The sequence below is a fragment of the Archangium minus genome, assembly GCF_044360475.1.
GTDB lineage: Bacteria > Myxococcota > Myxococcia > Myxococcales > Myxococcaceae > Archangium > Archangium minus.
Genome location: NZ_CP043494.1, coordinates 138,924 through 161,094 on the forward strand (window position 1 = coordinate 138,924; position 22,171 = coordinate 161,094).

The 22,171-nt window shown below is 68.4% G+C and carries 16 protein-coding genes and 1 pseudogene; 11 read left to right on the plus strand and 6 right to left on the minus strand.

Annotated elements, in window-relative coordinates; genetic code table 11:
- Nucleotides 1-101: 101 nt before the first annotated feature.
- Nucleotides 102-416: pseudogene (locus tag F0U60_RS00640) on the plus strand (winged helix-turn-helix transcriptional regulator); the annotation flags it as partial.
- A 34-nt stretch (nt 417-450) separates the two neighbouring features.
- Here the strand turns inward: F0U60_RS00640 and F0U60_RS00645 are convergent.
- A complete protein-coding gene (locus F0U60_RS00645) occupies nt 451-1,047 on the minus strand; it encodes a hypothetical protein (RefSeq protein ID WP_395812825.1) in 597 nt (198 codons plus the stop codon).
- 141 nt (nt 1,048-1,188) lie between these two features.
- On the opposite strand from F0U60_RS00645, the gene F0U60_RS00650 reads away from it, so the two are divergent.
- The 7 genes from F0U60_RS00650 (at nt 1,189) to F0U60_RS00680 (ending at nt 12,183) form a co-directional block, all read left to right on the plus strand.
- A complete protein-coding gene (locus F0U60_RS00650; protein ID WP_395812828.1) occupies nt 1,189-2,283 on the plus strand; it encodes a glucose 1-dehydrogenase in 1,095 nt (364 codons plus the stop codon).
- Between the two features lie 104 nt (nt 2,284-2,387).
- A complete protein-coding gene (locus F0U60_RS00655) occupies nt 2,388-3,029 on the plus strand; it encodes a cyclase family protein (protein WP_395812830.1) in 642 nt (213 codons plus the stop codon).
- Between the two features lie 103 nt (nt 3,030-3,132).
- Nucleotides 3,133-4,983: a glycoside hydrolase family 15 protein gene (locus tag F0U60_RS00660; RefSeq protein WP_395812832.1), complete on the plus strand. Its 1,851-nt coding sequence runs from the start codon at nt 3,133-3,135 to the stop codon at nt 4,981-4,983.
- 114 nt (nt 4,984-5,097) lie between these two features.
- The gene (locus tag F0U60_RS00665; protein WP_395812834.1) at nt 5,098-6,432 is read left to right on the plus strand and encodes a hypothetical protein; all 1,335 of its coding nucleotides are present in this window, start codon (nt 5,098-5,100) and stop codon (nt 6,430-6,432) included.
- A complete protein-coding gene (locus tag F0U60_RS00670; RefSeq protein ID WP_395825912.1) occupies nt 6,432-6,782 on the plus strand; it encodes a DUF2019 domain-containing protein in 351 nt (116 codons plus the stop codon). Before F0U60_RS00665 ends, F0U60_RS00670 begins: the two co-directional genes overlap by 1 nt.
- A gap of 8 nt (nt 6,783-6,790) precedes the next feature.
- Nucleotides 6,791-7,195: a DUF2019 domain-containing protein gene (locus F0U60_RS00675; protein ID WP_395812836.1), complete on the plus strand. Its 405-nt coding sequence runs from the start codon at nt 6,791-6,793 to the stop codon at nt 7,193-7,195.
- 131 nt (nt 7,196-7,326) lie between these two features.
- Nucleotides 7,327-12,183, plus strand: coding sequence for a CHAT domain-containing protein (locus F0U60_RS00680; RefSeq protein WP_395812838.1), 4,857 nt, complete (start codon nt 7,327-7,329; stop codon nt 12,181-12,183).
- A 33-nt stretch (nt 12,184-12,216) separates the two neighbouring features.
- Here F0U60_RS00680 and F0U60_RS00685 read toward each other — a convergent pair whose 3' ends face one another.
- From F0U60_RS00685 to F0U60_RS00700, 4 genes are all read right to left on the minus strand, one after another.
- Nucleotides 12,217-12,834 (minus strand): TetR/AcrR family transcriptional regulator, encoded by a 618-nt coding sequence (locus F0U60_RS00685; RefSeq protein WP_395812840.1) that lies wholly within the window; start codon nt 12,832-12,834, stop codon nt 12,217-12,219.
- A 60-nt stretch (nt 12,835-12,894) separates the two neighbouring features.
- A complete protein-coding gene (locus F0U60_RS00690) occupies nt 12,895-13,731 on the minus strand; it encodes an alpha/beta fold hydrolase (protein ID WP_395812842.1) in 837 nt (278 codons plus the stop codon).
- A gap of 156 nt (nt 13,732-13,887) precedes the next feature.
- A complete protein-coding gene (locus F0U60_RS00695) occupies nt 13,888-15,177 on the minus strand; it encodes an adenylate/guanylate cyclase domain-containing protein (protein ID WP_395812844.1) in 1,290 nt (429 codons plus the stop codon).
- 44 nt (nt 15,178-15,221) lie between these two features.
- Nucleotides 15,222-16,991 (minus strand): hypothetical protein, encoded by a 1,770-nt coding sequence (locus tag F0U60_RS00700; protein ID WP_395812846.1) that lies wholly within the window; start codon nt 16,989-16,991, stop codon nt 15,222-15,224.
- Between the two features lie 136 nt (nt 16,992-17,127).
- On the opposite strand from F0U60_RS00700, the gene F0U60_RS00705 reads away from it, so the two are divergent.
- The 3 genes from F0U60_RS00705 (at nt 17,128) to F0U60_RS00715 (ending at nt 20,310) form a co-directional block, all read left to right on the plus strand.
- The gene (locus tag F0U60_RS00705; RefSeq protein WP_395812848.1) at nt 17,128-18,702 is read left to right on the plus strand and encodes a hypothetical protein; all 1,575 of its coding nucleotides are present in this window, start codon (nt 17,128-17,130) and stop codon (nt 18,700-18,702) included.
- Nucleotides 18,703-18,710: 8 nt separating this feature from the next.
- Nucleotides 18,711-19,337 (plus strand): hypothetical protein, encoded by a 627-nt coding sequence (locus F0U60_RS00710; protein WP_395812850.1) that lies wholly within the window; start codon nt 18,711-18,713, stop codon nt 19,335-19,337.
- Nucleotides 19,338-19,596: 259 nt separating this feature from the next.
- The gene (locus F0U60_RS00715; protein ID WP_395812852.1) at nt 19,597-20,310 is read left to right on the plus strand and encodes a GMC family oxidoreductase; all 714 of its coding nucleotides are present in this window, start codon (nt 19,597-19,599) and stop codon (nt 20,308-20,310) included.
- Here the strand turns inward: F0U60_RS00715 and F0U60_RS00720 are convergent.
- A protein-coding gene (locus tag F0U60_RS00720) for an IS3 family transposase (protein ID WP_395812854.1) occupies nt 20,287-21,458 on the minus strand; the annotation gives its coding sequence in 2 pieces (ribosomal slippage) (nt 20,287-21,203 and nt 21,203-21,458; 1,173 coding nt in all). The two genes, F0U60_RS00715 and F0U60_RS00720, sit on opposite strands and share 24 nt — an antisense overlap.
- Nucleotides 21,459-22,171: the final 713 nt, after the last annotated feature.

The window sequence follows — 22,171 nt, forward strand, 5'->3', positions numbered from 1 at the left end:
GCGACCGTGCTCGCCCTGAGTAATGAACGCTCTTCCTCTTTGCAAGTTACTTTAGAAAAGTAAGTAGGCGGCTCGCGGTTATAGTGGGAGTGGGAGGCGCGATGGAGAACGGCAGTTCCAGCCCAATCTGTGCGAAGTACTTGAAGGCGGTCGACCTGCTGGGCAAGCGCTGGACGGGCCTCATCCTGCGCCTGCTGATGGAGGGGCCTCGTCGCTTCTCCGTGCTCAGCGGCGAGCTGAGCGCCATCAGCGAGCGCATCCTGTCGGAGCGGCTCAAGGAACTCGAGAGTGAGGGCGTCGTCGAGCGGCACGTCGAGCCAGGCCCGCCCGTCCGGGTCGAGTACCGGCTGACCGACAAAGGTCAGGCCCTCGGGAAGGTCGTCGACGAGATTGGGCAGTGGGCCGAGCGGTGGGTGGACGTGAAGCCCTCCCCACGCACCGCCTCGGGCGCTACACCCCCGGAGCCGTCTCGCGTGCGCGCTCCTCGCGGCGCCGCTTCACGGCGCGCCAGGTGAGCCACAGCCCGAGCAGCAGCACCAGCACGGCGGCCCCGGTGAACAGGGCGCCCAGCCGGCTGGCGCGCGGCCGGTCGTCGTGCCACATGGCGAAGCCGGGCGTCATGGGGTTCTGCAGGAAGCGGTTGACGGCGTTGGCGACCTTGCTGGCCTGACGCTCCTCGGCCATCCAGTGGTAGGACAGGGGGAACTCGCCGCGCGTGGTGAGAAGCTCCGGGCGGTAGATGTTCTGCTGCTCGCCCCGGGAGCTGCGGTCGCGCTCGACGCGGGCCTCCTTCATCTCCTCCAGCGTGAAGGTGAGGGGCTCGTCCCGAGTGAGCCAGCCGATGCGGGAAAGGGTACAAGGCCCGCCGGTCTGACACCCGAACTCGACGCGGGCCTTCACGTTGAGGAAGACCAGCCCGAAGATGAAGAACGGGATGGAGAGCCCCAGGACGCCAAAGGCGCCGATGAACAGGGAGCGCGAGGGGGTGACGGAGGGCGCGGTGTCGCTCACGGGCCCGTCATAGCCCGGACAGGCCGTGGGGGGCACGCGCGAACTCGCGGGGGCTTCGTTGACCGGTGCGCATCCGGGCGGCGCGAGTGTCCACCACCGGGGCTCTGGCCACCTCCGGGGGTGCACGCGCGGTGAATCCAGGGCTTATCGACAGGAGCGCACAGAGGAGGCAGCTCCATGAAGGCGGTGGCGGTATTCCCGAAGGGCCGCGAGGTGAAGGTCATCGACGTGCCGGAGCCGCGGTTGGGCTCGCCCACGGACGTGCGGGTGCGCACGCTGGAGGTGGGCGTGTGCGGCACGGACAAGGAGGTGGTGCAGTTCAAGCACGGCAAGCCGCCCAAGGGAGAGGACTACCTCATTGTCGGGCACGAGTGCCTGGGCGAGGTGGTGGAGGTGGGCGCGCAGGTGAAGAACCTCGCGCCGGGAGACCTGGTGGTGCCGCGGGTGCGCAGGCCGTGCCCGAGCCCGGACTGTCTGCCGTGCCGCACGGGGGCCACGGACTTCTGCGTGACGGGCGAGTACACGGAGCGGGGCATTCAAGGGGCGCACGGCTTCGCGGCGGAGTACTTCGTGGAGGACTCGCAATACCTGCACAAGGTGCCGCGCGAGCTGCGTGGGGTGGCGGTGCTGACGGAGCCCCTCACCATCGCGGAGAAGGCCTTGCGCGAGGTGGCGCATGTCCAGACGCGGATGCCGTGGCAGCGACAACTGCCGGGCAAGGCGGTGGTGCTGGGCGCGGGGCCGGTGGGCCTCCTGGGGGCCATGGCGCTCATGCGCGCGGGCTTCCAGACGACAGTGTACTCGCGCGGGGCCAAACCCAACGCGAAGGCGGAGCTGTCCGAGTCGCTGGGCGCACCGTACGTGTCCTCGAAGGAGAACCCGGTGGACGCGCTGGTGAAGCAGCGGGGCAAGGCGGACGTGGTGTACGAGGCCGCGGGTGTGGCGAGCGCCGCCTTCGAGCTGCTCACGGCGCTGGCACCCAATGGCGTGTTCATCTTTACCGGGGTGCCAGAGAGTGAGGAGGAGACGCTGGACGAGGGAGTGCTGATGAAGCAGGTGGTGATGAACAACCAGGTGCTGATCGGCACAGTGAATGCGGCGGCGGTAGACTTCGAGTCGGCGTTGGAGGACCTCGGGCGCTTCCGGGCGAAGTGGCCAGGAAAGGTCGAGCGGCTGCTCACCGCGAGGCACCGGCCAGAGGACTACGCCGAGGTGGTCACAGGGAAAAAACGCAGCGACATCAAAGACGTCATCGTCTTCACCCCAGAGTGAGAAACAGGTGACACTGTGTCTATCCCCTCTCCCCCTGGGAGAGGGTTAGGGTGAGGGTATCGACCCACCCCAAGGACATCCGCGTCCCAAAAAAGGAGGAACACATGGAGGGAGCCTGGCTGGACATCTCGGTGCCATTTGGTGAGGAGCCATCGGCACAAGCGGAAGGGACGCAGCCGGGGGCGGGGCTCCCTGAGACGGCGGCGGAGCAGGCTGACTGGCTCAAGCGGACGGCGTGGATGGGGACGTACGTGACGGCGCCGCCGAGCCTGGAGCTGGACCTGGAGGACACGGAGCGGCTGCCGCTGAGCGCGACGGTGGGCAAGGCGCGGGTGCTGTACCTGGATGACGTGGACTGCATCCGGGCGGACTCGCTGGCGGAATATGAGCCGAAGCCCGGGGAGCGGCTGCTGCTACGCACGCGCAACTCGCTGCGCGAGTGGTGGAAGCGGCCGCACGCGGAAGACTTCGTGATGCTGTCAGAGGCGGCGGCGCGGCTGCTGGTGGAGCGGCAGGTGGCGTGTGTGGGGGTGGACTACGTGTCGCGCGTGGGCTTCCACGCCGAGGCGATGGGCGTGCACCAGAAGCTGCGCGACACGGGCGTGTGGCTCATTGAGGGGTTGGATTTGAGCGACGTGAAGGTGGGGATGCACGAGCTGGTGTGCCTGCCGCTGAAGGTGAAGGCGGAGTGGGGCTCGCCGGCGCGGGCGCTGGTGCGCGCGCTGCGCAGTTCGTCCGTGGAGTAGCCAGGCTGGCGGGCGAAGCCCACTCTCCAAATTCATACATACCCTGAACGTCTTGGGGGCGCCGGATCAGCGAGTCCGGGGCTCCCGAGGCGGGAGGGAGCGTATGAACGGGGAAAAGACATCGCGGCCTCCAGCCATCGAGGACCACGGCGTCATCGGGGACATGCGGACCGTGGCCCTGGTGGCGACGGATGGCACGCTGGACTGGCTGTGCTTCCCGCATTTCGACAGCCCGAGCGTCTTCGGGGCGCTGCTGGACCGGGAGAAGGGTGGCCACTTCCGCATCAGCCCGGACATGGAGCGGGATGGGGTGGTGCGCAAGCAGTTCTACTGGCCGGAAACCAACGTGCTGGTGACGCGCTTCTACTCCCGGGACGGCGTGGGCGAGCTGGTGGACTTCATGCCCGTGGGCAAGAAGAACGCCCCGCGCGAGGTGGTGCGCCGCATCCGCGTGGTGCGCGGGCAGATGGCCTTCCACATGGAGTGCCTGCCCGCCTTCAACTACGGGCGGGACGCGCACACGGTGCGGATCATCCGCGGTGGGGCGAGCTTCCTGTCGGAGACGCTGAGCCTGTCGCTGGCCACGTCGATGAAGCTGGAGACGGATGGGCAGCGGGTCACCGCGCGCTTCTCGCTGCATGAGGGCCAGTCGGTGGTGTTCTCGCTGCGCGAGGGTGCGCCGGAGTCGTGCCACGAGCGGGTGATGGGGCACGAGGCCTCGGAGGTGTTGTTCCGCTCCACGGTGGACTACTGGCGGCACTGGCTGGCGAAGTGCAGCTACACGGGGCGGTGGCGTGAGACGGTGCAGCGCTCGGCGCTGGTGTTGAAGCTGATGACGTTTGAGCCCTCGGGGGCCATCGTGGCGGCGCCCACGTGCAGCCTGCCGGAGTTCCCGGGAGGCATGCGCAACTGGGACTACCGCTACGTGTGGATTCGCGACGCGGCCTTCACGGTGTACGCGCTGATGCGCATTGGCTTCCATGAGGAGGCGGGGGCGTTCATGCGCTGGCTGGAGAAGCGCATCGCGGAGCTGCCCGACGGTCAGCCCCTGCCCCTCATGTATGCGTTGGATGGGGGCGAGGTGCCGAAGGAGCAGGAGCTGTTGCACCTGGCGGGGTACGGGGACTCGAGGCCCGTGCGCGTGGGCAACGGGGCGGCGCACCAGTTGCAGCTCGACATCTACGGCGAGCTGATGGACTCGGTGTACCTGTACAACAAGTACGGGGCGCCCATCTCGTATGACTTCTGGAGCCACCTGCGGCGGTTGATGAACTGGCTGTGCGAGCACTGGCAAGAGCGCGACGAGAGCATCTGGGAGGTGCGCGCGGGCAAGCAGCACTTCGTGTACTCGAAGATGATGTGCTGGGTGGCGTTGGACCGGGCCGTTCGGCTCGCGGACAAGCGCAGCTTCCCGGCGGACCGGGCGCGGTGGCTCCACACGCGCGACACCATCTTCGAGGAGATCATGCGCGAGGGCTGGTGCTCGAAGCGGGGCGCGTTCATCCAGTCGTACGAGTCGATGTCGCTGGATGCGGCGAACCTGCTGATGCCGTTGGTGTTCTTCCTGTCACCGGTGGATCCGCGGATGCTGTCGACGCTGGATGTGCTGCGCAAGCCACCGGCACAGGGCGGGCTCACGTCGGACGGGCTGGTGTTCCGCTACGACGTGGAGGCGACGCCGGACGGAGTGTTGGGGCGCGAGGGCACGTTCAACCTGTGCACCTTCTGGCTGGTGGAGGCGATGACGCGGGCGAGGGTGACGCGGCCGGATCTGCTGGACGAGGCGCGGCTGACGTTCGAGCGGATGCTGGGCTATGCGAACCACGTGGGGCTGTTCGCGGAGCAGACGGGGCCCTCGGGCGAGGCGTTGGGCAACTTCCCGCAGGCGCTCACGCACCTGTCGCTCATCAGCGCGGCGTACAATTTGGACAGGGCCCTGGGCCATCGGGATTGAGAGGAGACGCGGCGCTCTGGCATTACGCCCCGTGGGTTGACGTGAGGGGTGGCCGCTCCGTGTAATCGGTGGGCCGTGGTCTCCCGCCCGGCGGTTTGCTCGGAGAGGTGCGGCGTGTCTACCCCTGTCGTCGATTCGCGCCCCGTGGGTGAGCGGTGGTGCTCGCGCGTGGGCGCGCTGGCCCTGGCGGCGCTGATGCTGCTGACCGCGTGCGCCACGGGGGCTCATACGGGTGGACGGCGGATGACGGAGGGTTCGTCCCCGCCGCGAGAGTCCCTGGACACGGGAGACGCGGTCCTGGCCTCGCTGCCCACGGACTTCGCGCCGGTGCGAGTAGGGGACTCGGAGTTCACGGCCGTCCTCTCGTCGCTGGTGCTCGAGGTGCCGCTGCGGGTGGCTGCTCGCCGTGCCCCGCTGTACGTCGGCCGTCCGCTGGCGCTGGCTTCTGCGCCGTTGGGTGGCGAGGCGGGGTTATCGGACCTGGTGCGGTCCTATGGGCGATATTGCGAGCGGCGCGGCAGTCCGGGCGATTGTCTGACGCTGTTCGAGGACGGGCCCGGACTGGGAGACGACGACAAGCGCGACATCGCGTTGGCCCTGGCAGTGGGCCCTGCCTTGGAGGGAGTGGACGCGGAGGTGCGGGCCATGCTCGACCCGACGCGAGTGCTGGCGACCGTGAGCTTCGCCATCACGACCTATATGGCGCTCGTGCTGGCGCCGGAGGCGATCTCGAAGGGCGCGGCCATTGCGTTTACCGTGCTGCTGTGGGGCTACCTTGGGTGGGAGTTCCTCGACCTGCTCCGGGCCTATGCGCGGCTCTACGAGGATGCGCCCCGGGCCTCCTCCTTCGCGGAGTTGCGCGAGGTGGGCGAGCGGTTCGGACAGGTCATGGGTCCCAACAGCGTACGAATCCTCGTCATGGTGGGGACGGCGGCGGTGGGCGGGACTGGGTCTCTCATGTCCAGGGCGCCGAAGCTGCCGGGCTTCGGGCAGGCCTCGCGCATGGTGGAGGCGGCAACCGGTGCCGAGCGCGTCATCGTCTCCGTGCCCGAGGGGACGATCCGTGTCGTGCTGGCGCCTCACGTCGTGGCCATGGCTGCTCGGAGTGGCAAGCTCCTTCCCTCAGGGAATAGGGCATGGGGCTCGTATAGCGGCTTCAGACGGGCCATGGGCGCGGCGGGACAGGGCAAGGAGTGGCACCACATCGTCGAGCAGACCCCGGGCAACGTGAAGCGGTTCGGGGGCGAGGCCCTGCACAACACAGAGAACGTCGTCGCGATGGATAAGGCGCTGCACGGCAAGGTGAGCTCTTTCTACTCCTCGATTCGAGTGGCTATTACCAAGTCTACCAAACTGACGGTAAGGCAGTGGCTTGCTACGCAGTCGTATGAGGCGCAGCGAGAGTTTGGTCTGCTGGCAATTGAGAATGTCAGGAAGGGTATCTGGTGATGGATTTGGGGAGTATCGCGGAGGAGTTCGCTCAGAATGTAGCCGCGCAGACTGATGCGATCTGGCGTGGTGATCGCAAGGGCGGGAACAAGTATGCCAAGCGTTACATTGCCGCATTCAAGAAGTTGCGCGACCACGGTGAGGCGGGACGGGATGCACTCGCTGCGCTTTTGACTCATCCGCGTATGGATGTTCGAGTCAACGCGGCGGTCTTCCTGCTCAGTGATCGGCCGGCGCAAGCCAAGCCTGTCTTGGAGGAAGCAGCCAAGGGAGAAGGCATGATCCCCTTCGAAGCATCTCAGGCGTTGAAGTATTGGGAAGAGGGTACCTGGCGCTTGGATATCGATTAGGACGGCCGGTGAAAACACTCGAAGAATGGGTCGAGGAGTTCGCCCAGAACGTGGCCGCGCAGACTGACTCGATCTGGCGGGGCGATGCGAAGACCGGGAACAAGCACGCCAAGCGTTACATTGCCGCATTCGATGCGTTACGTGCTCACGGCGATGCCGGGCGCGAAGCGCTCGCCATGCTGTTGACGCACCCGCGCATGGACGTTCGGGTCTCAGCAGCCGCGTACCTGCTCCGATACCGGACGGCAGAGGCCCGCGCGGTATTGGAGGAAGCGGCGAAAGGCGAGGGGCTGGTCCCCTTTGAAGCTTCGATCGTATTGAAGAATTGGGAGAACGGTACCTGGGCCCTGGATCCCTCCGAGCCCACTCCGTCCACCAGCGCTCGGGGTCGGAAGAGGTCTCGCTCCCAGTGAAGGCATGACGCCCGCTTGATTCCCCAACGGCCTGAGGGACTTGCGTCTCCCGGGTGGTATCGGCCCCGGCTTCTGCGCGTTCTCGCACGGGCCGGGTCCTGCCCCGGGCTTCCGGCTGATAAGGTGGCGCCGTGCAGAACCAGCCCCTCGTGCTGACGCTGGAGCTGTCTCGCAAGGACAGCACGGCCGATCCCTTCGCCTTCCACTTCCAGAAGCAGGAGTACCTGCGGAAGCGGGCGGACGGGTCTGTCCGCAGCGCTCTCTTTCCCTGGAGCCAGGGGCTCCTCGATGACCTGTCCCGCCTCGAGCGCAAGGACCTGGACCTCGGCCTCATCCAGCGTCTGGGCCATGAGCTGCGCCGCTTCCTCGAGGAGCTGGACTGGGGCCGCGACGAGGCGGAGCTGAACGAGGCGCTGAGCCAGGAGCGGGAGGTCCTCCTCACCGTCCGCTCGGCCGCCGCCGAGCTGTACGCGCTGCCGTGGGAGCTGCTGACCCTGCGCGACTCGGGGCAGCACTTCAGCCAGCAGAAGGGCTGCACCCTTCACTACGAGTGGACCGGCGCGGGTGAGCCGCCTCGGGTGGAAACTTCCTCCGCGGAAGGTCGCATCCTCTTCACCTGGTCCTCGGCTGGGGGGGATGTGCCCGCCCCGGCCCACCTCCGGGTGCTGCGCGAGGTCTGCCGCAGGGGGGGCTACCCCTTCGACGAGACGCGAGACGTGCTCGCCCATGTGTCGCTCGCCTCTCTGTCTCGGGAGTTGGAGCGCTCCCGGGCCGCTCGAGAGCCGGTGAGTGTGCTGCACCTGCTCTGCCACGGCGGGCAGAGGGGGAATGTGGATGGGCTCCTCCTGGAGGGAGGAGACAGCCCGGGGCACACCAAGAGCTTCGTTGACGCCCATCGGCTGGGCGAGGTGCTGGCGCCGTATGCCGGCACGCTGCGGATGGTGGTGCTGTGCGTCTGTCAGGGCGGCCATGAGCGGCTAGGCAGCCAGCTGGGTGGCGTGGCGCAGGGGCTCCACCGCGTGGGGATTCCCGCCGTGGTGGCCTCGCGGCTGCGGCTGTCCACCGAGGGCTACCTCGCGCTGACCGAGACACTCTACGGCACGCTGCTGGGTGTCCCGAGCTCGCCCGAGGCGCCGCTGGAAGCACCCGGTTCCCTGGAGTCCGCGTTGAGCGCGGCGCGCGCGCGTCTGCGGGAGTCGGGGCTCATGGAGTGGGCCTCGCTGCAGCTCTACGCCCGGACCGAGGCAGGTCCTGGCATCCGTCCCCTGTCCCCACGCCCCTACCGCGGCCTGCTGCCCTTCGAGCCCGAGCACCGGCGCTTCTTCTTCGGGCGCGGCGAGCTGGAGCGGGAGCTGGTGCTGCGCGTGCGCGCGGCGAGGGTGGGCTGGGGCTCTCGCTTCCAGGTGGTGGCGGGCGCCTCGGGCAGCGGCAAGTCCTCGCTGGTGCTCGCGGGGCTGATACCCAGGTTGCGCGAGGACGTGCGCGACCCGTGGGACGTGGCGGTGATGCGCTCGGGCGGGGTGGGCACGCTTCGGACGCTCGCGTCGCAGGGCCCGGGCCGGTTCGGCTCCCTCGGACGGCTGCGGTCACTGCTGGCCGGGCTCTATCGCCCCGAAGGTGCTCCCCCGACGCGGCCTGCCACGGTCGCGGAGGTCCTCCAGGAGGCGCGGCTCCTGCGCGAGGCCCGGCCAGGGCGGTGGCTGCTGCTGGTGGTGGACGCGCTCGAGGAGCTCCTCAACGAGGCGTCCACGCCGAAGGAGCGCGAGGCCTTCGTGCGCGCGCTGTGGAAGCTGGCGCACGCCCAGTCGTCTGGCGTGGTGGTGGTGAGCACGCTGCGGGTGGAGTCGCTCGAGCGCTGCGCGCAGGTGCGCGTGGACGCTCAGGGCCCGCGCTTGGATGAGGTGGTGTACTCGGGAGAGCACCGGCTCTTCGTCGGCCCGCTCCGGGGCGAGCTGCTCGCGCGGAGCATCGAGGGTCCCGCGCGGGCAGTGGGCCTGGAGCTGGAGCCGGGCCTCCTGGAGCTGTTGCGGCGGGATGTGGAGCAGGAGCCGGGCTCGCTGCCGTTGCTCTCGCATGTGATGGATCGCTTGTGGGAGCGGCGGGTGGGGCGCGTGCTGACGCAGGCGGCCTACGAGGAGCTCGGCGGGGTAGGGGGCGCGCTGGCCCGCACGGGAGACCAGCTCTACGCGGAGCTACCCGAGGCCGAGCGGCACCAGGCTCGCCAGCTGCTCGTGCGCCTGGTGGATCTCCGAGGCGAGGCGTTGAAGGCGTTGCGCCCGGAGCAGGAGGAGCTTGCCGCCGCGTTCGACGCGGTGGTGGAGAAGCTGGTGCGGCGCCGGCTGGTGGTGCGGGACGCGGACGGTGGCACCGGTGGGCAGCCGGGGGAGCCGTGGCTGCGGATCGCCCACGAGGCGTTGATTCGCCGGTGGGAGCGGCTGGGGCGGTGGGGGCAGGAGTCGCGGGGACGCGAAGAGGAGGAATGGGCCCGCGAGGCGGAGGAGCGCGCCCGGCGTGCGGAGGAGGAGCGGTTGCGGCACGCGCTGGAGGTGTCGCGCGTGCTCCAGGCCCGGCGGCTGATGGAGACGGAGCCGGCGATGGCGGCGCTCGTGCTGCGCGAGGTGTCGGCGCCGGAGCGGACGCCGGAGTGGCACCAGACGGCGCTCGAGGTGCTGCAGCGGGGCGGTGGGGAGCCCGTGGTGTTCCAGGGCCATGAGGGAAAGGTGGAGCTCGCCGGCTTCAGCGCGGACGGGCAGTGGGTGCTCTCTGGCTCGGAGGACGGGACGGCGCGGGTGTGGCGGGCGGATGGTACCGGGACGCCCGTGGTGCTCGCGGGCCATGAGGGCGGCGTGTGGTCCGCCGAGTTCAGCGCGGACGGGCAGTGGGTGCTCACCACGTCGCGCGAGGGGCGGGTGCGGATGTGGCGGGCGGATGGCACCGACGAGCCCATCGTGCTCGCGGGCCACGAGGAGCGGGTGTGGCCCACGGAGTTCAGTCCGGACGGGCAGCGGGTGCTCATCGTGTCGGAGGACGGGACGGTGCGGGTGGCGCAGGTGGATGGCACCGAGGAGCCCGTCATGCTCCGCGGCCATGAGGGCGGCGTGAGGAGCGCGACGTTCAGCCCGGATGGGAAGCGAGTGGTCACCGCGTCGGAGGACGGGACGGCGCGGGTGTGGAGCACGGATGGGGGGAGCAGGCCCGTGGTGCTCCGAGGCCATGAGCGGGGTGTGCGCTCCGCCGAGTTCAGTCCAGACGGGCAGCGGGTGCTCACCGCGTCGGAGGACGGGACGGCGCGGGTGTGGCGGGCGGATGGCACGGGCAAGCCCGTGGTGCTCCGAGGCCATGCGGGAGGGGTCGCGTCCGCGGCGTTCAGCCCGGATGGGCGGCGGGTGGTCACCGCGTCGGAGGACGGGACGGCGCGGGTGTGGCGCGCGGACGGCAAGGGAGCGCCCGTCATGCTCGCGGGACACGCGGGCGGTGTGTGGTCCGTGGCGTTCAGCTCGGACGGCAAGCGGGTGCTGACCGCGTCGGGGGACGGCACGGCGCGGGTGTGGAAGCGGGACGGCTCCGAGGAGCCCGTGGTGCTCGCGGGCCACGAGGGTGGCGTGTGGTTCGCCGAGTTCAGCGCGGACGGGAAGCGGGTGCTCACCGCGTCGGAGGACGGGACAGCGCGGGTGTGGCGGGCGGACGGCACGGGCAAGCCCGTGGTGCTCGCGGGCCACGTGGGCGGCGTGTGGTCCGCCGAGTTCAGCGCGGACGGCCAGCGGGTGCTCACCGCCTCGGGAGACGGGGTGGTGCGGGTGTGGCGGGCGGACGGCGCGGGCAAGCCCGTGGTGCTCGCGGGCCGCGGGGGAGAGGTGGGCTCCGGGGCCTTCAGCCCGGACGGCCAGCGGGTGGTCACCGCCTCACGGGAAGGCACGGTGCGGGTGTGGCGGGCGGATGGCACCGGGACGCCCGTGGTGCTCCTGGGCTACCTGGCGGTGCTGTGGCCCGCGGAGCTCAGTCCAGACGGGCAGCGGGTGCTCATCCGCTCGAGGGAAGGCACGGTGCGGGTGTGGCGCTCGGACGGCACCGGAGAGCCCGTGTTGCTCCGGGGCCATGAGGAAGAGGTGTGGTCCGCGGAGTTCAGCCCGGACGGGCAGCGGGTGCTCTCCATGTCGGGGGACGGGACGGCGCGGGTGTGGCGGGCGGATGGAGGCGGGCCGCCGGTGGTGCTTGCCGGCCATGTGGGCGGGGTGCGCTCCTCTGAGTTCAGCCCGGACGGGCAGCAGGTGGTCACCGTCGCGGAGGACGGGACGACGCGGGTGTGGCGGGCGGATGGCGAGGGCGAGCCCGCGCTCATCGCCGGCCCGGAGGAAGAGGTGGAGCGCGCGGCCTTCAGTCCGGACGGGCAGCGGGTGCTGACGTGCTCGCGCGAGGGGACGGTGCGGGTGTGGCGGGCGGATGGCATCGGGGAGCCCGTGGTGCTCACGGGCCATGAGGGACGGGTCGAGCGCGCGGCCTTCAGTCCGGACGGGAAGCGGGTGCTCACCGCATCCGATGATGGGACGGTGCGGGTGTGGCGAGCGGATGGCGTGGGAGCGCCGCTCGTGCTCCGCGCCTACGGAGGAAGGGCGCGCTTCTCCTTCAGCGCGGACGGGAAGCGGGTGCTCGCCGTGTCCGAGGATGGGATGGCGCGGGTGTGGTGCACGGAAGAGGGCGCTGGCGAGCCGATTGTCAGCCTGTTCCACGAGTGCGAGGTGGGCGCCGCGGAGTTCGACCCGGAGGGCTCGCGCATCCTCTTGAGCACGGAGCGGACCCTCTGCCTGTGGAGCGTGGGGACGGGCCGGCTCCAGACGCTGCTGCGCGAGGCGACCACGGGCTGCTTGTCACCGGAGCATCGGCAGCGCTACCTGCTCGAGACGCCCGAGGAGTCCCGGATCGGCTTCGAGCGGTGCGTGCGCGAGCGGGCGAGCCTCACTTCTTCCAGCAGGCCAGGGAGTCCCGGCTGAGCTGACGCATGGAGAGGGGCTCGGCCCTTCGGCTCAGCCCTGCTTCGCGTCGCCTTTCTTCTCTGGCGCCACGCCCTGCCAGAAGACGTCCAGCATGCGCTCCACCCAGGGGTCATCCTCTTCCGGAGGCACCACCTGGTTGGTGATGTGGGCGAGGAAGTGGCGGTACTGCAGACCCGCCAGGAACATGCCGCCCATGACGCCAGGGTCCCCCCCACGCAGGCGGCCCTGCTCCTGGGCCCGGCGGAACCAGCCCGTCACCGTCTCGTAGGTTTGCGCCGGAGGGGGCAGCTCCCCGTGCTTGCCCCGCAGGTCCTCGGGGGTGATGCCCGCCTCGCGCAACACCGCGAAGGCCGGCACCATCTTCCGGAAGAAGGCGTCAATGGCCCCGGCCACCTCGCGCATCTGCAGCCGCAGATCTCGCTCGTCCGGACCCTGCTCCATCATCCCGAGCCACGGCGGCGTCGTCGTCACCCCGAACGCCGCCTTGAGCAGCTCCCGCTTGCTGCCGAAGCGCTTGAGCAACGCCGGCCCCGACACCCCCAGACGCGCGGCAATTGTCTCCGTACTCACCGAGGCTCCGTGCTCGATGAAACAGGCTCGTGCCGCTTCCAGAATGTCTTCGTCCAGGACCTGTCGGGGTCGCCCCATGACTTCACTCGCTGATTGGTTAGCTATCGATAACTAACTAACCGCGCGAGGGGGTTGGAATCAAGAGGGCGAAGGAGCCAACCTATCAAGTGGGTTGCCTACATCCACGCGGGCGTCGATGAACCGGCCGATGCGGGCGGCCATCTCCTCGGGGAGCTCCAGCAGGGGGAAGTGGCTGCGCGCGGGGAGCTTCTGCACCTGATACCAGGGGTGCGAGGAGGCGAACGAGCGCTGGGCGTCCAACCAGGCGCTGTCCTCCGGCTGGGCATAGAGGTGGAGGGTGGGCACGGGGGACGAGAGCGCGGAGAGCGCCCGCAGCGGGCTGCCATACTGCGCGTATGCCCGGGACACCTCGCGCCCGGCGCGCTTCCACATGTCCTCGCCAAAGGAGCCCATGTCCTCCTGGACGAAGCGGATGACATCCGGCGAGCTCACCCCCTGCAGCCACAGGGAGAAGAGCCCCTCACGGGCCTGCCGCCACTGGGGCGTCTGCAGGGCCCGCACCGCCTGGAGGAAGGCCGGGGGCGGCTCCAGCACGAGCCAGTCCAGCAGCACGAGCGCGGGGATGCGCGAGCCGAGCTGGCGCCGCAGCTCGAGGGCCCACCAGCCGCCGTGGGACAGGGCCACGGGCACCACCTGGCGAGCGCCGCTGGCGTCGATGACGGAGCGCAGGATGTCCACCACGGTGGCGTTCTCGAAGTCCATGCCAGGCAGGCTGGACTCGCCATGGCCGGGCAGGTCCACCACGAGCGTCCGGTGGAGCGTGGAGCACCAGGGGGCCAGCTTGCGGAACACCGCGCGACTGGTACACCAGCCGGGGATGAAGAGCAGCGTAGGCCCTCCCTGCCCCACGTCGTCATAACGGATACGAGCCCCACCCACGCGCGTCTCGGCCATGTGCGTCTCCCCCCGGCGGCGCTGGGTTCATCCCGCGCTCAGCCTGGGGCGGAGACATGCTTCGGAAGGACCAGGTAGGACAGGGGACCGAAGTGCGGTGCCGCCGTCTGCTGGCCGTCAGTTGCCCCTCATTCGTGCGCTCGAGGACACGCGGGCTCAGGCGGCTTGGAGCGAGTCGCTCTCGGGCACGCTGAAGAGCTCGAGCTGTCGCTGACGGCCCTTCACGGCATGGGCGCCGAGCGGCTCGAGGGAGGCCTCCTCACCCAGGGCCTCGCGGCACTCGCGGGTGAGGAGCAGCTCCCGGCCGAGCACCTTGGTGAGATCCTGAACGCGCGAGGCGGTGTTCACCGTGTCCCCAATGACAGTGTACTCCTGGCGCTGGGCGCCCCCCACGTTGCCCACTACGGCCTCGCCGCGGTGCAGACCCACGCCAATGCGCAGGTCGGGGAACTCACCCCTCTCACGCATGCGCGCGGCCTCGACGAGCATCTCGCGAGCGGCGGCGAGGGCGCGGCGTGCGTCGTCCGGTTGGTGCGTGGGCGCACCGAAGACAATGAGCATCCCGTCCCCAAGGAACTTGTTCACCAGTCCTCCATGCGCCGCGACGATTTCGCACATTCGTCCGAAGTAGAGGTTGAGCAGGCGCAGCGTCTCCTCGGGAGGCTGGGACTCGGAGAGGCGGGTGAAGTCGCGCACGTCGGTGAAGCAGATGGTGACAGCGCGGCGCTCACCGCCCTCGGGCATGCGGCCGGAGAGCAGGTGCTCCATGACCTGCTCGCTCACGTGCATGCCCAGGAGGCCCCGCACGCGCTCGCGCTCGACGGCGCTCTCGGTGAGGCGCAAGAGCAGCTTGCGCATGGAGCGGCTGGCCACCATGCCGAGCGCGCCCGTGATGACGAGGAAGATGGCCTTGGCGAGCGTCAGGTAGAAGTCGTAGGCGCCGGTGGCGAGGAGCTCGGGCGTGGCGGCGGGGCGGAGGACGAAGTGGATGATGGCGACGAGCTGGGCCGCGGCGGTGAGGCCGGCGAAGAGACACAGGCGGGGCTGGAGCCGGGGGGTGGTCATGGCGACGCCCACGGCATAGAGGGCAGGGCCTCCAGCGGACACGGCGAAGGCGGGGCCGTTGACGTGCAAATCCAGCAGGGCGACGACGCTGCCCATGGACACGTCCAAGAGCGAGGACGCATAGCGCATCCACGGGCGGAAGCGGCCGGTGCGCATCAGCAGCACGACGCAGGAGTACCAGGCGAGGAACGCCAGGGTGGCGGCGAGGATGATGCGGGGGATGGCCGAGCCCGAGGCAATGGCGGCGAGCACCAGCGCGGTGGCGATGACGCCCGCGGTGGTGGCGACCTGCGCGACGCGCGACTCCATGTACAACACGGTCTCGGCGTAGAGGGCGTCGAACCCGCTGGGAACGGGACGGGAGCGGGGAGAGGCGCGCATGTGGAGTCGAGAATAGCGCCAGGACGCGGGCAGCGCGCACCTTGTCACCGTTTAGATGCGGGCGCGGGCGAGCCCACGGCCTCATCCAGCTCGGCTTGGAAGGCGCGGTGACGGCGGAAGCTCTCTCGGAAACCCGCGAGCAGCAGGTTGCCGCGCGCCTGCTCACCCAGCAGCCAGAGGACCTCAGCACAGGCGACGAGCAGCACGGCCGCCTTGCCGTAGCTGCGCCGGTGCTGGCGGCTGACGATGGAGCTGGCGCGCTTGCGGGCGACCTCCAGACACCACTCGAGCATCTGCTCCTGCTCCGAGGGCTCCACCGAGAAGGCAGCGAGGGCCTCGTCGTATGCGCGCGCCAACCGCTCACGGAGGGCCTCGTCGTGACGCGCGCCACCTGAGTACCAATCCCCCGCCTGCGTGCCCGACTCGAGTGCCTGGCGCCAGAGCTTGTCCACGTTGCGAGGCAGCTCCCCGAGGGGCTGCCGGGACAGGAGCACGAGGAAGGCAGGCACCACGGTGCCCTGGGGGTTGTCGCCATACGTCCAGCCGAGCGCGCTCTCCTTCGCGGCGAGCGCGTGGGCGGCTTCCCCGTCGTGCGCGAGCAACCAGGCATGGGCGAGCAGCCGCCGATCCGCGTGGGCGGGGACTTCGAGACGATCCCCGTTGTGGGGCAGAGTGGCCATGGAGCCCGAGGGAGCGCGAGGTTGGCGCAGGACCTTCTCGAGGTGACGAGCGGCCTGACTCATGACGTGGGCGCGCTCGGGCTCAGAGGGACGAGCGTCGCGCAGCTCCAGCAGACGCGAGAGGGTGGGTTGGGAGACGAAGGCCTCCCAGCGAGCGGCGCGCACGGTGTCGGGCTGTCCGAGGCGCTCGGCGGCCGAGGCGAGGAAGCCGGCGATGGCAGCGCGCAAAGGGAGGCCGGAGGGGAGTGCTTCGAGGGCCTCCTGGGCGGTGGAGAGGACCTGATGCGGAGAGCCCTCGCGCTCGAGGGCGGTGAGCAGATCAATGAAGGCACGAGGGTGGCGAGTGGGCTCGGAGAAAGCGAGCTCGCGCAGCCCGCGGGTGCCCTGGGAGAGGCGGATGGCCTCGCGCAACCAGGCATCGGCGTCGGGGTCTGCCTGCTGGCGGAGGAGGGAGACCCAGTCCTGGAGGAAGGCCTCGGAGTCGGGGAGAGGCTCGGAGGAGATGTCGAGCCACTCCTGCATGAGGGGCCGGGGTCCGTGAGGCAGGAGCGAACGCACTCGACGCATCTGCTCGAGGAGCACGGGAGCGCGCTGCTCGGGGGGCGTGGTGACGTAGACGGCGCGGAGGTAGCGGGCACGGGCCTCGGGGAAGTCCACCTGAGAGAGGTGCTCGGCGCGGAGACCTTGGCCGCGAGGGTCCTCATACTCGAGGAGCGAGAACAGGGCCTGGTAGGCCTCGCGGGCGAGCGGAGATTGGCCCCGCTCGGAGGCCTCCTGGGCGCGCGCGAAGAGGGCGGTGAGAGGCTCGAGCAGCTCCGCGTAGGGGCCGAGGACATCCGACTCAGACCAGACGTCCTCCCAATCCTTCGCCTTCTCGGGGAGCGCGTGGGCCAGCTCAGCGATGTCATCAAGCAGCTCGTGCTGGCGGAGCTCCTGTGCACCGGCGTCCTGGGAGGAATGAAGGGATTGCAGGAAGGCGAACCGCTCCGAGGGACGCACGCGACTGGCGAGGGAGCGGAGGATGGCGCGCAGCTCCTCCTCGGAGCAGGACTCCAACCGGGCCTCGACGGCCTCGCGGTACACCTTGAGGGACAGCTTCTCCCCAGAGGGATGGGACAGGTCGACTCCAGACATAGGTGAGGGGAATATGACCTCTGCCGTCACGCGGGGCCACTCATGGCTGCTCGGCCGGTCCCAGCCCGCTCCCCTGGCCTACCTGATACATTTCAAGACTCAGTCCCAACCCATCGCTGTCGATTCGAGGTGCGGCATGCCCAAACCTTGTCGGCTGCGTCCCTGGTTGCGCGTTCATGCCCTCGTCGTCCTGGTCCTCCACGCCGCGTGTGCCACGGACGGCCGTTCTCCAGGGGGTAGGTCGTTCGTGGGGAGCTCCTTCCCGGAGACTCACTTCGGTTCTGCTGTCGTGTACGACGTGGACGTGCTCGAGCCGGGCACGGTGGCCACCCGGCCCGTCCCGCTCGACAAAGGTGAATTCCAGCGCGCTCTGCTGGGGCTGGCCCGTGAGATGCGGCTGGAGGGAACGCCCCAGGAGGCCGCCCGAGAGCTGTTGAGGACACATCCGGAACTGGAAGGAGAGTGGTTGGCTGAGGTGAGCCGGGGCCGCGTCCTCACCCTGGTGCCCCTGGAGGATAACAGTCCCCTCGCCCCTGAAGCGGACGCCGCCCTGCGAAGCAGGTACACGGGTTGGTGCAAGACACGGGGCGGGGGCGACTGCCTGCACTTGCTCGACGATGGGCCCTACCTGCGTACGGACGATCGCCGCACGCTGGCGCTCGCCCTGGCCTTTGGCTCCGTGCTGGACGAGACGCGCGAGGCCTTGGGACGGGAGTTGGACCCACGCGCGTTGGTGTCGATGTGCATATGGACGGTCGGCTTGTATCTGGGCATGTGGCTGGTGCCCGAGCCGACCACGAAAGCACTGGCTGGAGCCCTGACGGTGATGTTGGTGGCATGGCTGGGGCTGGACACGGTGTGGGGGCTGATGGACGGGTGGGCCCGACTGGCCACTCAGGCCCACGAGGCGACCACCTTCACGGAGCTGCGCGAGGCGGGTGCGCAGTTCGCGAAGGTACTGGGGACGGACGCGGCGCGGGCACTCCTCCTGGCCGTGGGCGCGTTGACGGGACGCACGCTGGGCGAGGTATCGGCACGCGTGCGCTCGCTGCCGGGCTATGGCCTGGCGGGAGCACAGTGGAAGGCGCAGCGGGACGGGTCCGCTGTCCTGGAGCGAGTGGAGACGGTGGTGCAGGAGGGCGCGCTCGCCGAGGTGCTGCACGCGGTGGAGACGGTGGTGGCCTCGCCCCAGGGCGCGCTGGCGGTGGTGATGCTCAAGAAGGGGACGGGCGGTGCCGCTGCCCCTCGGGGTGGTTCCTCCGTCACTGTCGCCATGCGCCACCGGGGCGGCAATCAGCAGGTGGTGCTTGGCAATGGCCAGCGCTGGCATCTGCCGCGCGGCAAGTCGGTTGCGGACATTCCCGCAGAGGACAAGGTGGGGGATGAACTCCAGGAAGCAGTTACCCGTGCAGCCAGGGAATGGGGACCCGATAAGCTCTCGGATGGCGAAAGAGATGCCATCGACAAGGCCCTGAAAGAGGGTAGGTACTGGCTGGCGCGCTTGTTGGAACGCGAAGCCCGGGGCCGCTTCGTGGAACGACGGGTGAGCGACCAGTTCAAGCATCTCTACGACTTCAGTCGGAACAAGGGTGTCGATGTGATTGACCCGAAGACAGGCTGCCGGTACGAGATTCTCTCCGGGACAGCGTCGAACCTGGCGCGGCATGGCAGGCGCTTGTCAGGCGAGGTCTTCCGGATGCTCACCTTCTGAGAGGGCGCATGCTCTTCACCAAGGTTTTCTACGAGGACAGGGAAATCCAAAACGAGCGGCTGGAGCTGACCGACAAAGGATCGCTCTACTTCCTTGGCTCCAACCTGACGCTGCGGAACTGCACCATCATCTCCAAGGTATCCGCCAGGAATCTGTTTATCTGTGAAGGAACACGTTTCATCGACTGCTCTTTCGAGGTGAAGCAGGAACTGAAGAACCACCAGGACTGGGTGTTCGCCTCTCTCAAGGGCTGCCGGTTCAATGGGCGCCTAACGGGATGCGACTTTGGCCGCTGGCCCGGTTACTCCAAGGGATGGGAGGGCGGTGCCATCGAGGACTGTGACTTCACCGAGGCCCGTCTGGACGCCTGCCGGTTCATGGGGTGTGACACCCGCACCCTGCGCTTTCCCAAGTGGCCTTGCTTCACCATTCTGGATCCCATCCGCAGAGCCCCCGAACTGCGCAGCGTCAAGTGGCCGGGCCTTTTTGGTGGCGTCGTCATAGACAACCTTCATACCCAGCCGCCGGCCACGGTGGCCCTGACGAAGTACGCTCCCGCGGTGGCGAAGAAACTCGAGACCACTGCGGAAGAGCTCAAGGCTGTCATCGAGAAGTTCGACTTCATCGTCTACTGACGATCTCCTGTGCGGACGCTCCGGCCTTGCTCGGGGACCGCGGCTCAACTCTGGGCGCTCGCCCTAAAGGAGCCGGTCCTGCCCATTGAACGTGCGCGTGCACTCGAGGCAGCGGATAATCTTGCGCGGCCCCAGCGCTGACAGTCCGACCCACTCCATCCAAGGCAAATACCGAATGAGTAGGAACAGAACCCGCTCCGCTTCCGACATAAAGGCTCTCCTCCAGACGGCGGCTGCGGGCAGATACTCCCGCCGTGAGTTGTTGAAGCTGCTCGGTCTCTCGACCGCCGCGCTCGGGATGCCCACCCTCATTGGGTGCTCGGACTCGAAGGACTACGACTACATCATCATCGGCGCCGGCTCCGCGGGCTGCACGCTGGCCGCCAGGCTTCTGGCGGACTCGGACGCCCGTGTCCTCCTCATCGAGGCGGGTGGCACCCAGGAGCATCCGGAGATCAGGGACTTCACCCAGTCTTACAAGCTGACCCAGCCGGGTGCTGAGACCGACTGGGCCTACAAGTCCGAGCCGCAGGCCTCGCTGAACGGCAGGCCCCAGTCGTACTCCTGTGGCAAGGTGCTCGGTGGCAGCAGCTCCATCAACGGCATGGTCTGGGTGCGCGGCAACAGAGCCGACTACGACGGCTGGGCCGCGGCCGGGTGCAAGGGCTGGGACTTCGCCAGCGTCCTCCCCTCCTTCCAGGCTCTGTCTGGACCCATCCGCCCCTCCAACGCGCTCACTGCGCGCAACTCGCTATCCCAGGCCATCGTCCAGGCCGCAGTGGGCCTCGGCTATCCCTTCAACGAGGACTATAACGGCGACAACCAACTGGGCGTCACCTATAGCCAGCTCAACGTGGTGGACGGCATCCGCCAGGACGCCTTCTCCGCCTTCGTGTCTCAGTACCTGGCCAATCCCCGTGGGCTTGCCCCGGTTACGTGGACAGTAGGATTAAGATGCCAACTTCTGCGGTAAGGCCGCAAGCTCAAAATCCGCTGGACTGGCGTAGCCCAGCGATGAGTGCCGGCGCTGGCGGTTGTAGAAGACCTCGATGTACTCGAAGAGGGCCAGCCGGGCCTGCTCGTGCGTGGCGAAGTCGGTGGTGTAGACGAGTTCCTGCTTCAAGGTGCTGAAGAAGCTCTCCACCACGGCGTTGTCCCAGCAGTTGCCCTTGCGCGACATGCTGCACTGAATCCCACGAGCGGCCAGTGCCTGCTGATAGTCGGTGCTGGCGTACTGGCTGCCCCGGTCCGAGTGATGCAGCAGCCCGCGCGGCGGCTGGCGTCCCTTGAGCGCCATGTCCAGCGCGTTGAGCACCAGGTGCCGGTCGATGTTCTGGCTCATGGACCAGCCCACCACCTTGCGAGAGAAGAGGTCCATGACGACGGCCAGGTAGAGCCAGCCCTGCCTTGTCCCCACGTAGGTAATGTCCGTGGCCCAGGTGCAATCGGGCTGGCCGGGGGAGAAGTTGCGCTCGAGGATGTTTGGGGCAACGGGCTGGTTGTGGCGTGAGTCCGTCGTGCGCACGAAGCGACGTCTCTTGCGAGCAGCGATGTCGTGCTCGTTCATGAGCCGGGCCACACGCTTTCGACTCACGCGCTGCCCCCGGGCACGCAGCTCCGTGTGGACGCGAGGACTGCCGTACGTGCCGCGGCTGTCGCGATGTATCCGCGTCACCTCCTCGGCCAAGGCCCGGTCCGCCTTGTCCCGCTCGGACTCCGGGCGCTCCTTCCAGGCGTAGTAGCCCGAGCGGGAAACGCCCAGCTGCTCGCACATGAAGTCCACAGGGAAGTGGGCCTTCTGCGCCTGGAAGCACTCGAACTTCACCTCGAGGTCTCCTTCGCGAAGAAGGCCGCCGCTTTTTTTAGGAAGTCGCGCTCCATCTCCAGATGACGCACCTCCTTGCGCAGCCGCACCAACTCCTCCCGCTCCTGCGAGGTGAGCTCGCCTGCTGGGCTCTTGCCCTTTCCCCCCTCGGCCTCACGTACCCAGTTGCGCAGGGCCGACTCGGTCAGGTCCAGGTCCTTGGCCACCTGGGGCAAGCTCTTGCCGCCCTCGCGCACCAACCGGACCGCATCGGCCCTGAACTCCGGGGTGAAACTCCGCCTCTTCCTTCGCTCCATGAACACTACCTCCCGTGTAGCCGACTTATGAGGTGTGTCCACAAAACCGGGGCAGGCTCACATTCCATCCTTCTTATGCTTTGAGAGCTTGGAATATTGGGCCGGGGATTGATCTCTCTGCTCTTCTCAGTGGACAATTCACCGGCCTCTTGGTCTCGGAATTCGAGCAGCGGATGTGCTGCGCTAATGAGATGGGGGGCAAGCGCATTGGAGAGAACTAAAAATGGGTAGGACCAAGTTCGACTTGGGTGTGAAAGCGGCATGCAAGTTGTCGTTCTGTGTTGCTTTTCTTGGCTCGCTATGGGCGAGTGCTGCGGCTCCCGATCCCTTGCACCCATTGGTGGTGACTCAGGTGGAGGTCGACCAGCCAGCGGGCCTAATTTATATCCACGGACGCAATTTTGGTGATACCGCTCCTGAGGTCAGGTTCGCTGATGAACTGCTTGGCGTTCAGAGCAATGGGGATACATTCCTGGTTGCGACGTTGCCATCGGTGTATTTTGAGACGCCTGGAGCGTATTTGCTCAAGGTTTCGGCTGGTGCGAATGTTCCGCAGAATGATTCATTTGATGTCACAATAGGGGCCGTGGGGCCCAAGGGCGACACGGGGCCCAAGGGCGACACGGGGCCCAAGGGCGACACGGGTCCCAAGGGCGACACGGGGCCGCAAGGTTCAGTGGGGGCTATGGGACCACAGGGGCCTCAGGGGCCTC

Coding starts and splice junctions, on each gene's coding strand:
- F0U60_RS00655 (WP_395812830.1), top strand. CDS start 2,388: ATGGAGGGAGCCTGGCTGGACATCTCGGTGCCATTTGGTGAGGAGCCA.
- F0U60_RS00650 (WP_395812828.1), top strand. CDS start 1,189: ATGAAGGCGGTGGCGGTATTCCCGAAGGGCCGCGAGGTGAAGGTCATC.
- F0U60_RS00690 (WP_395812842.1), bottom strand. CDS start 13,731: ATGGCCGAGACGCGCGTGGGTGGGGCTCGTATCCGTTATGACGACGTG.
- F0U60_RS00670 (WP_395825912.1), top strand. CDS start 6,432: ATGGATTTGGGGAGTATCGCGGAGGAGTTCGCTCAGAATGTAGCCGCG.
- F0U60_RS00700 (WP_395812846.1), bottom strand. CDS start 16,991: ATGTCTGGAGTCGACCTGTCCCATCCCTCTGGGGAGAAGCTGTCCCTC.
- F0U60_RS00695 (WP_395812844.1), bottom strand. CDS start 15,177: ATGCGCGCCTCTCCCCGCTCCCGTCCCGTTCCCAGCGGGTTCGACGCC.
- F0U60_RS00705 (WP_395812848.1), top strand. CDS start 17,128: ATGCCCAAACCTTGTCGGCTGCGTCCCTGGTTGCGCGTTCATGCCCTC.
- F0U60_RS00710 (WP_395812850.1), top strand. CDS start 18,711: ATGCTCTTCACCAAGGTTTTCTACGAGGACAGGGAAATCCAAAACGAG.
- F0U60_RS00685 (WP_395812840.1), bottom strand. CDS start 12,834: ATGGGGCGACCCCGACAGGTCCTGGACGAAGACATTCTGGAAGCGGCA.
- F0U60_RS00660 (WP_395812832.1), top strand. CDS start 3,133: ATGAACGGGGAAAAGACATCGCGGCCTCCAGCCATCGAGGACCACGGC.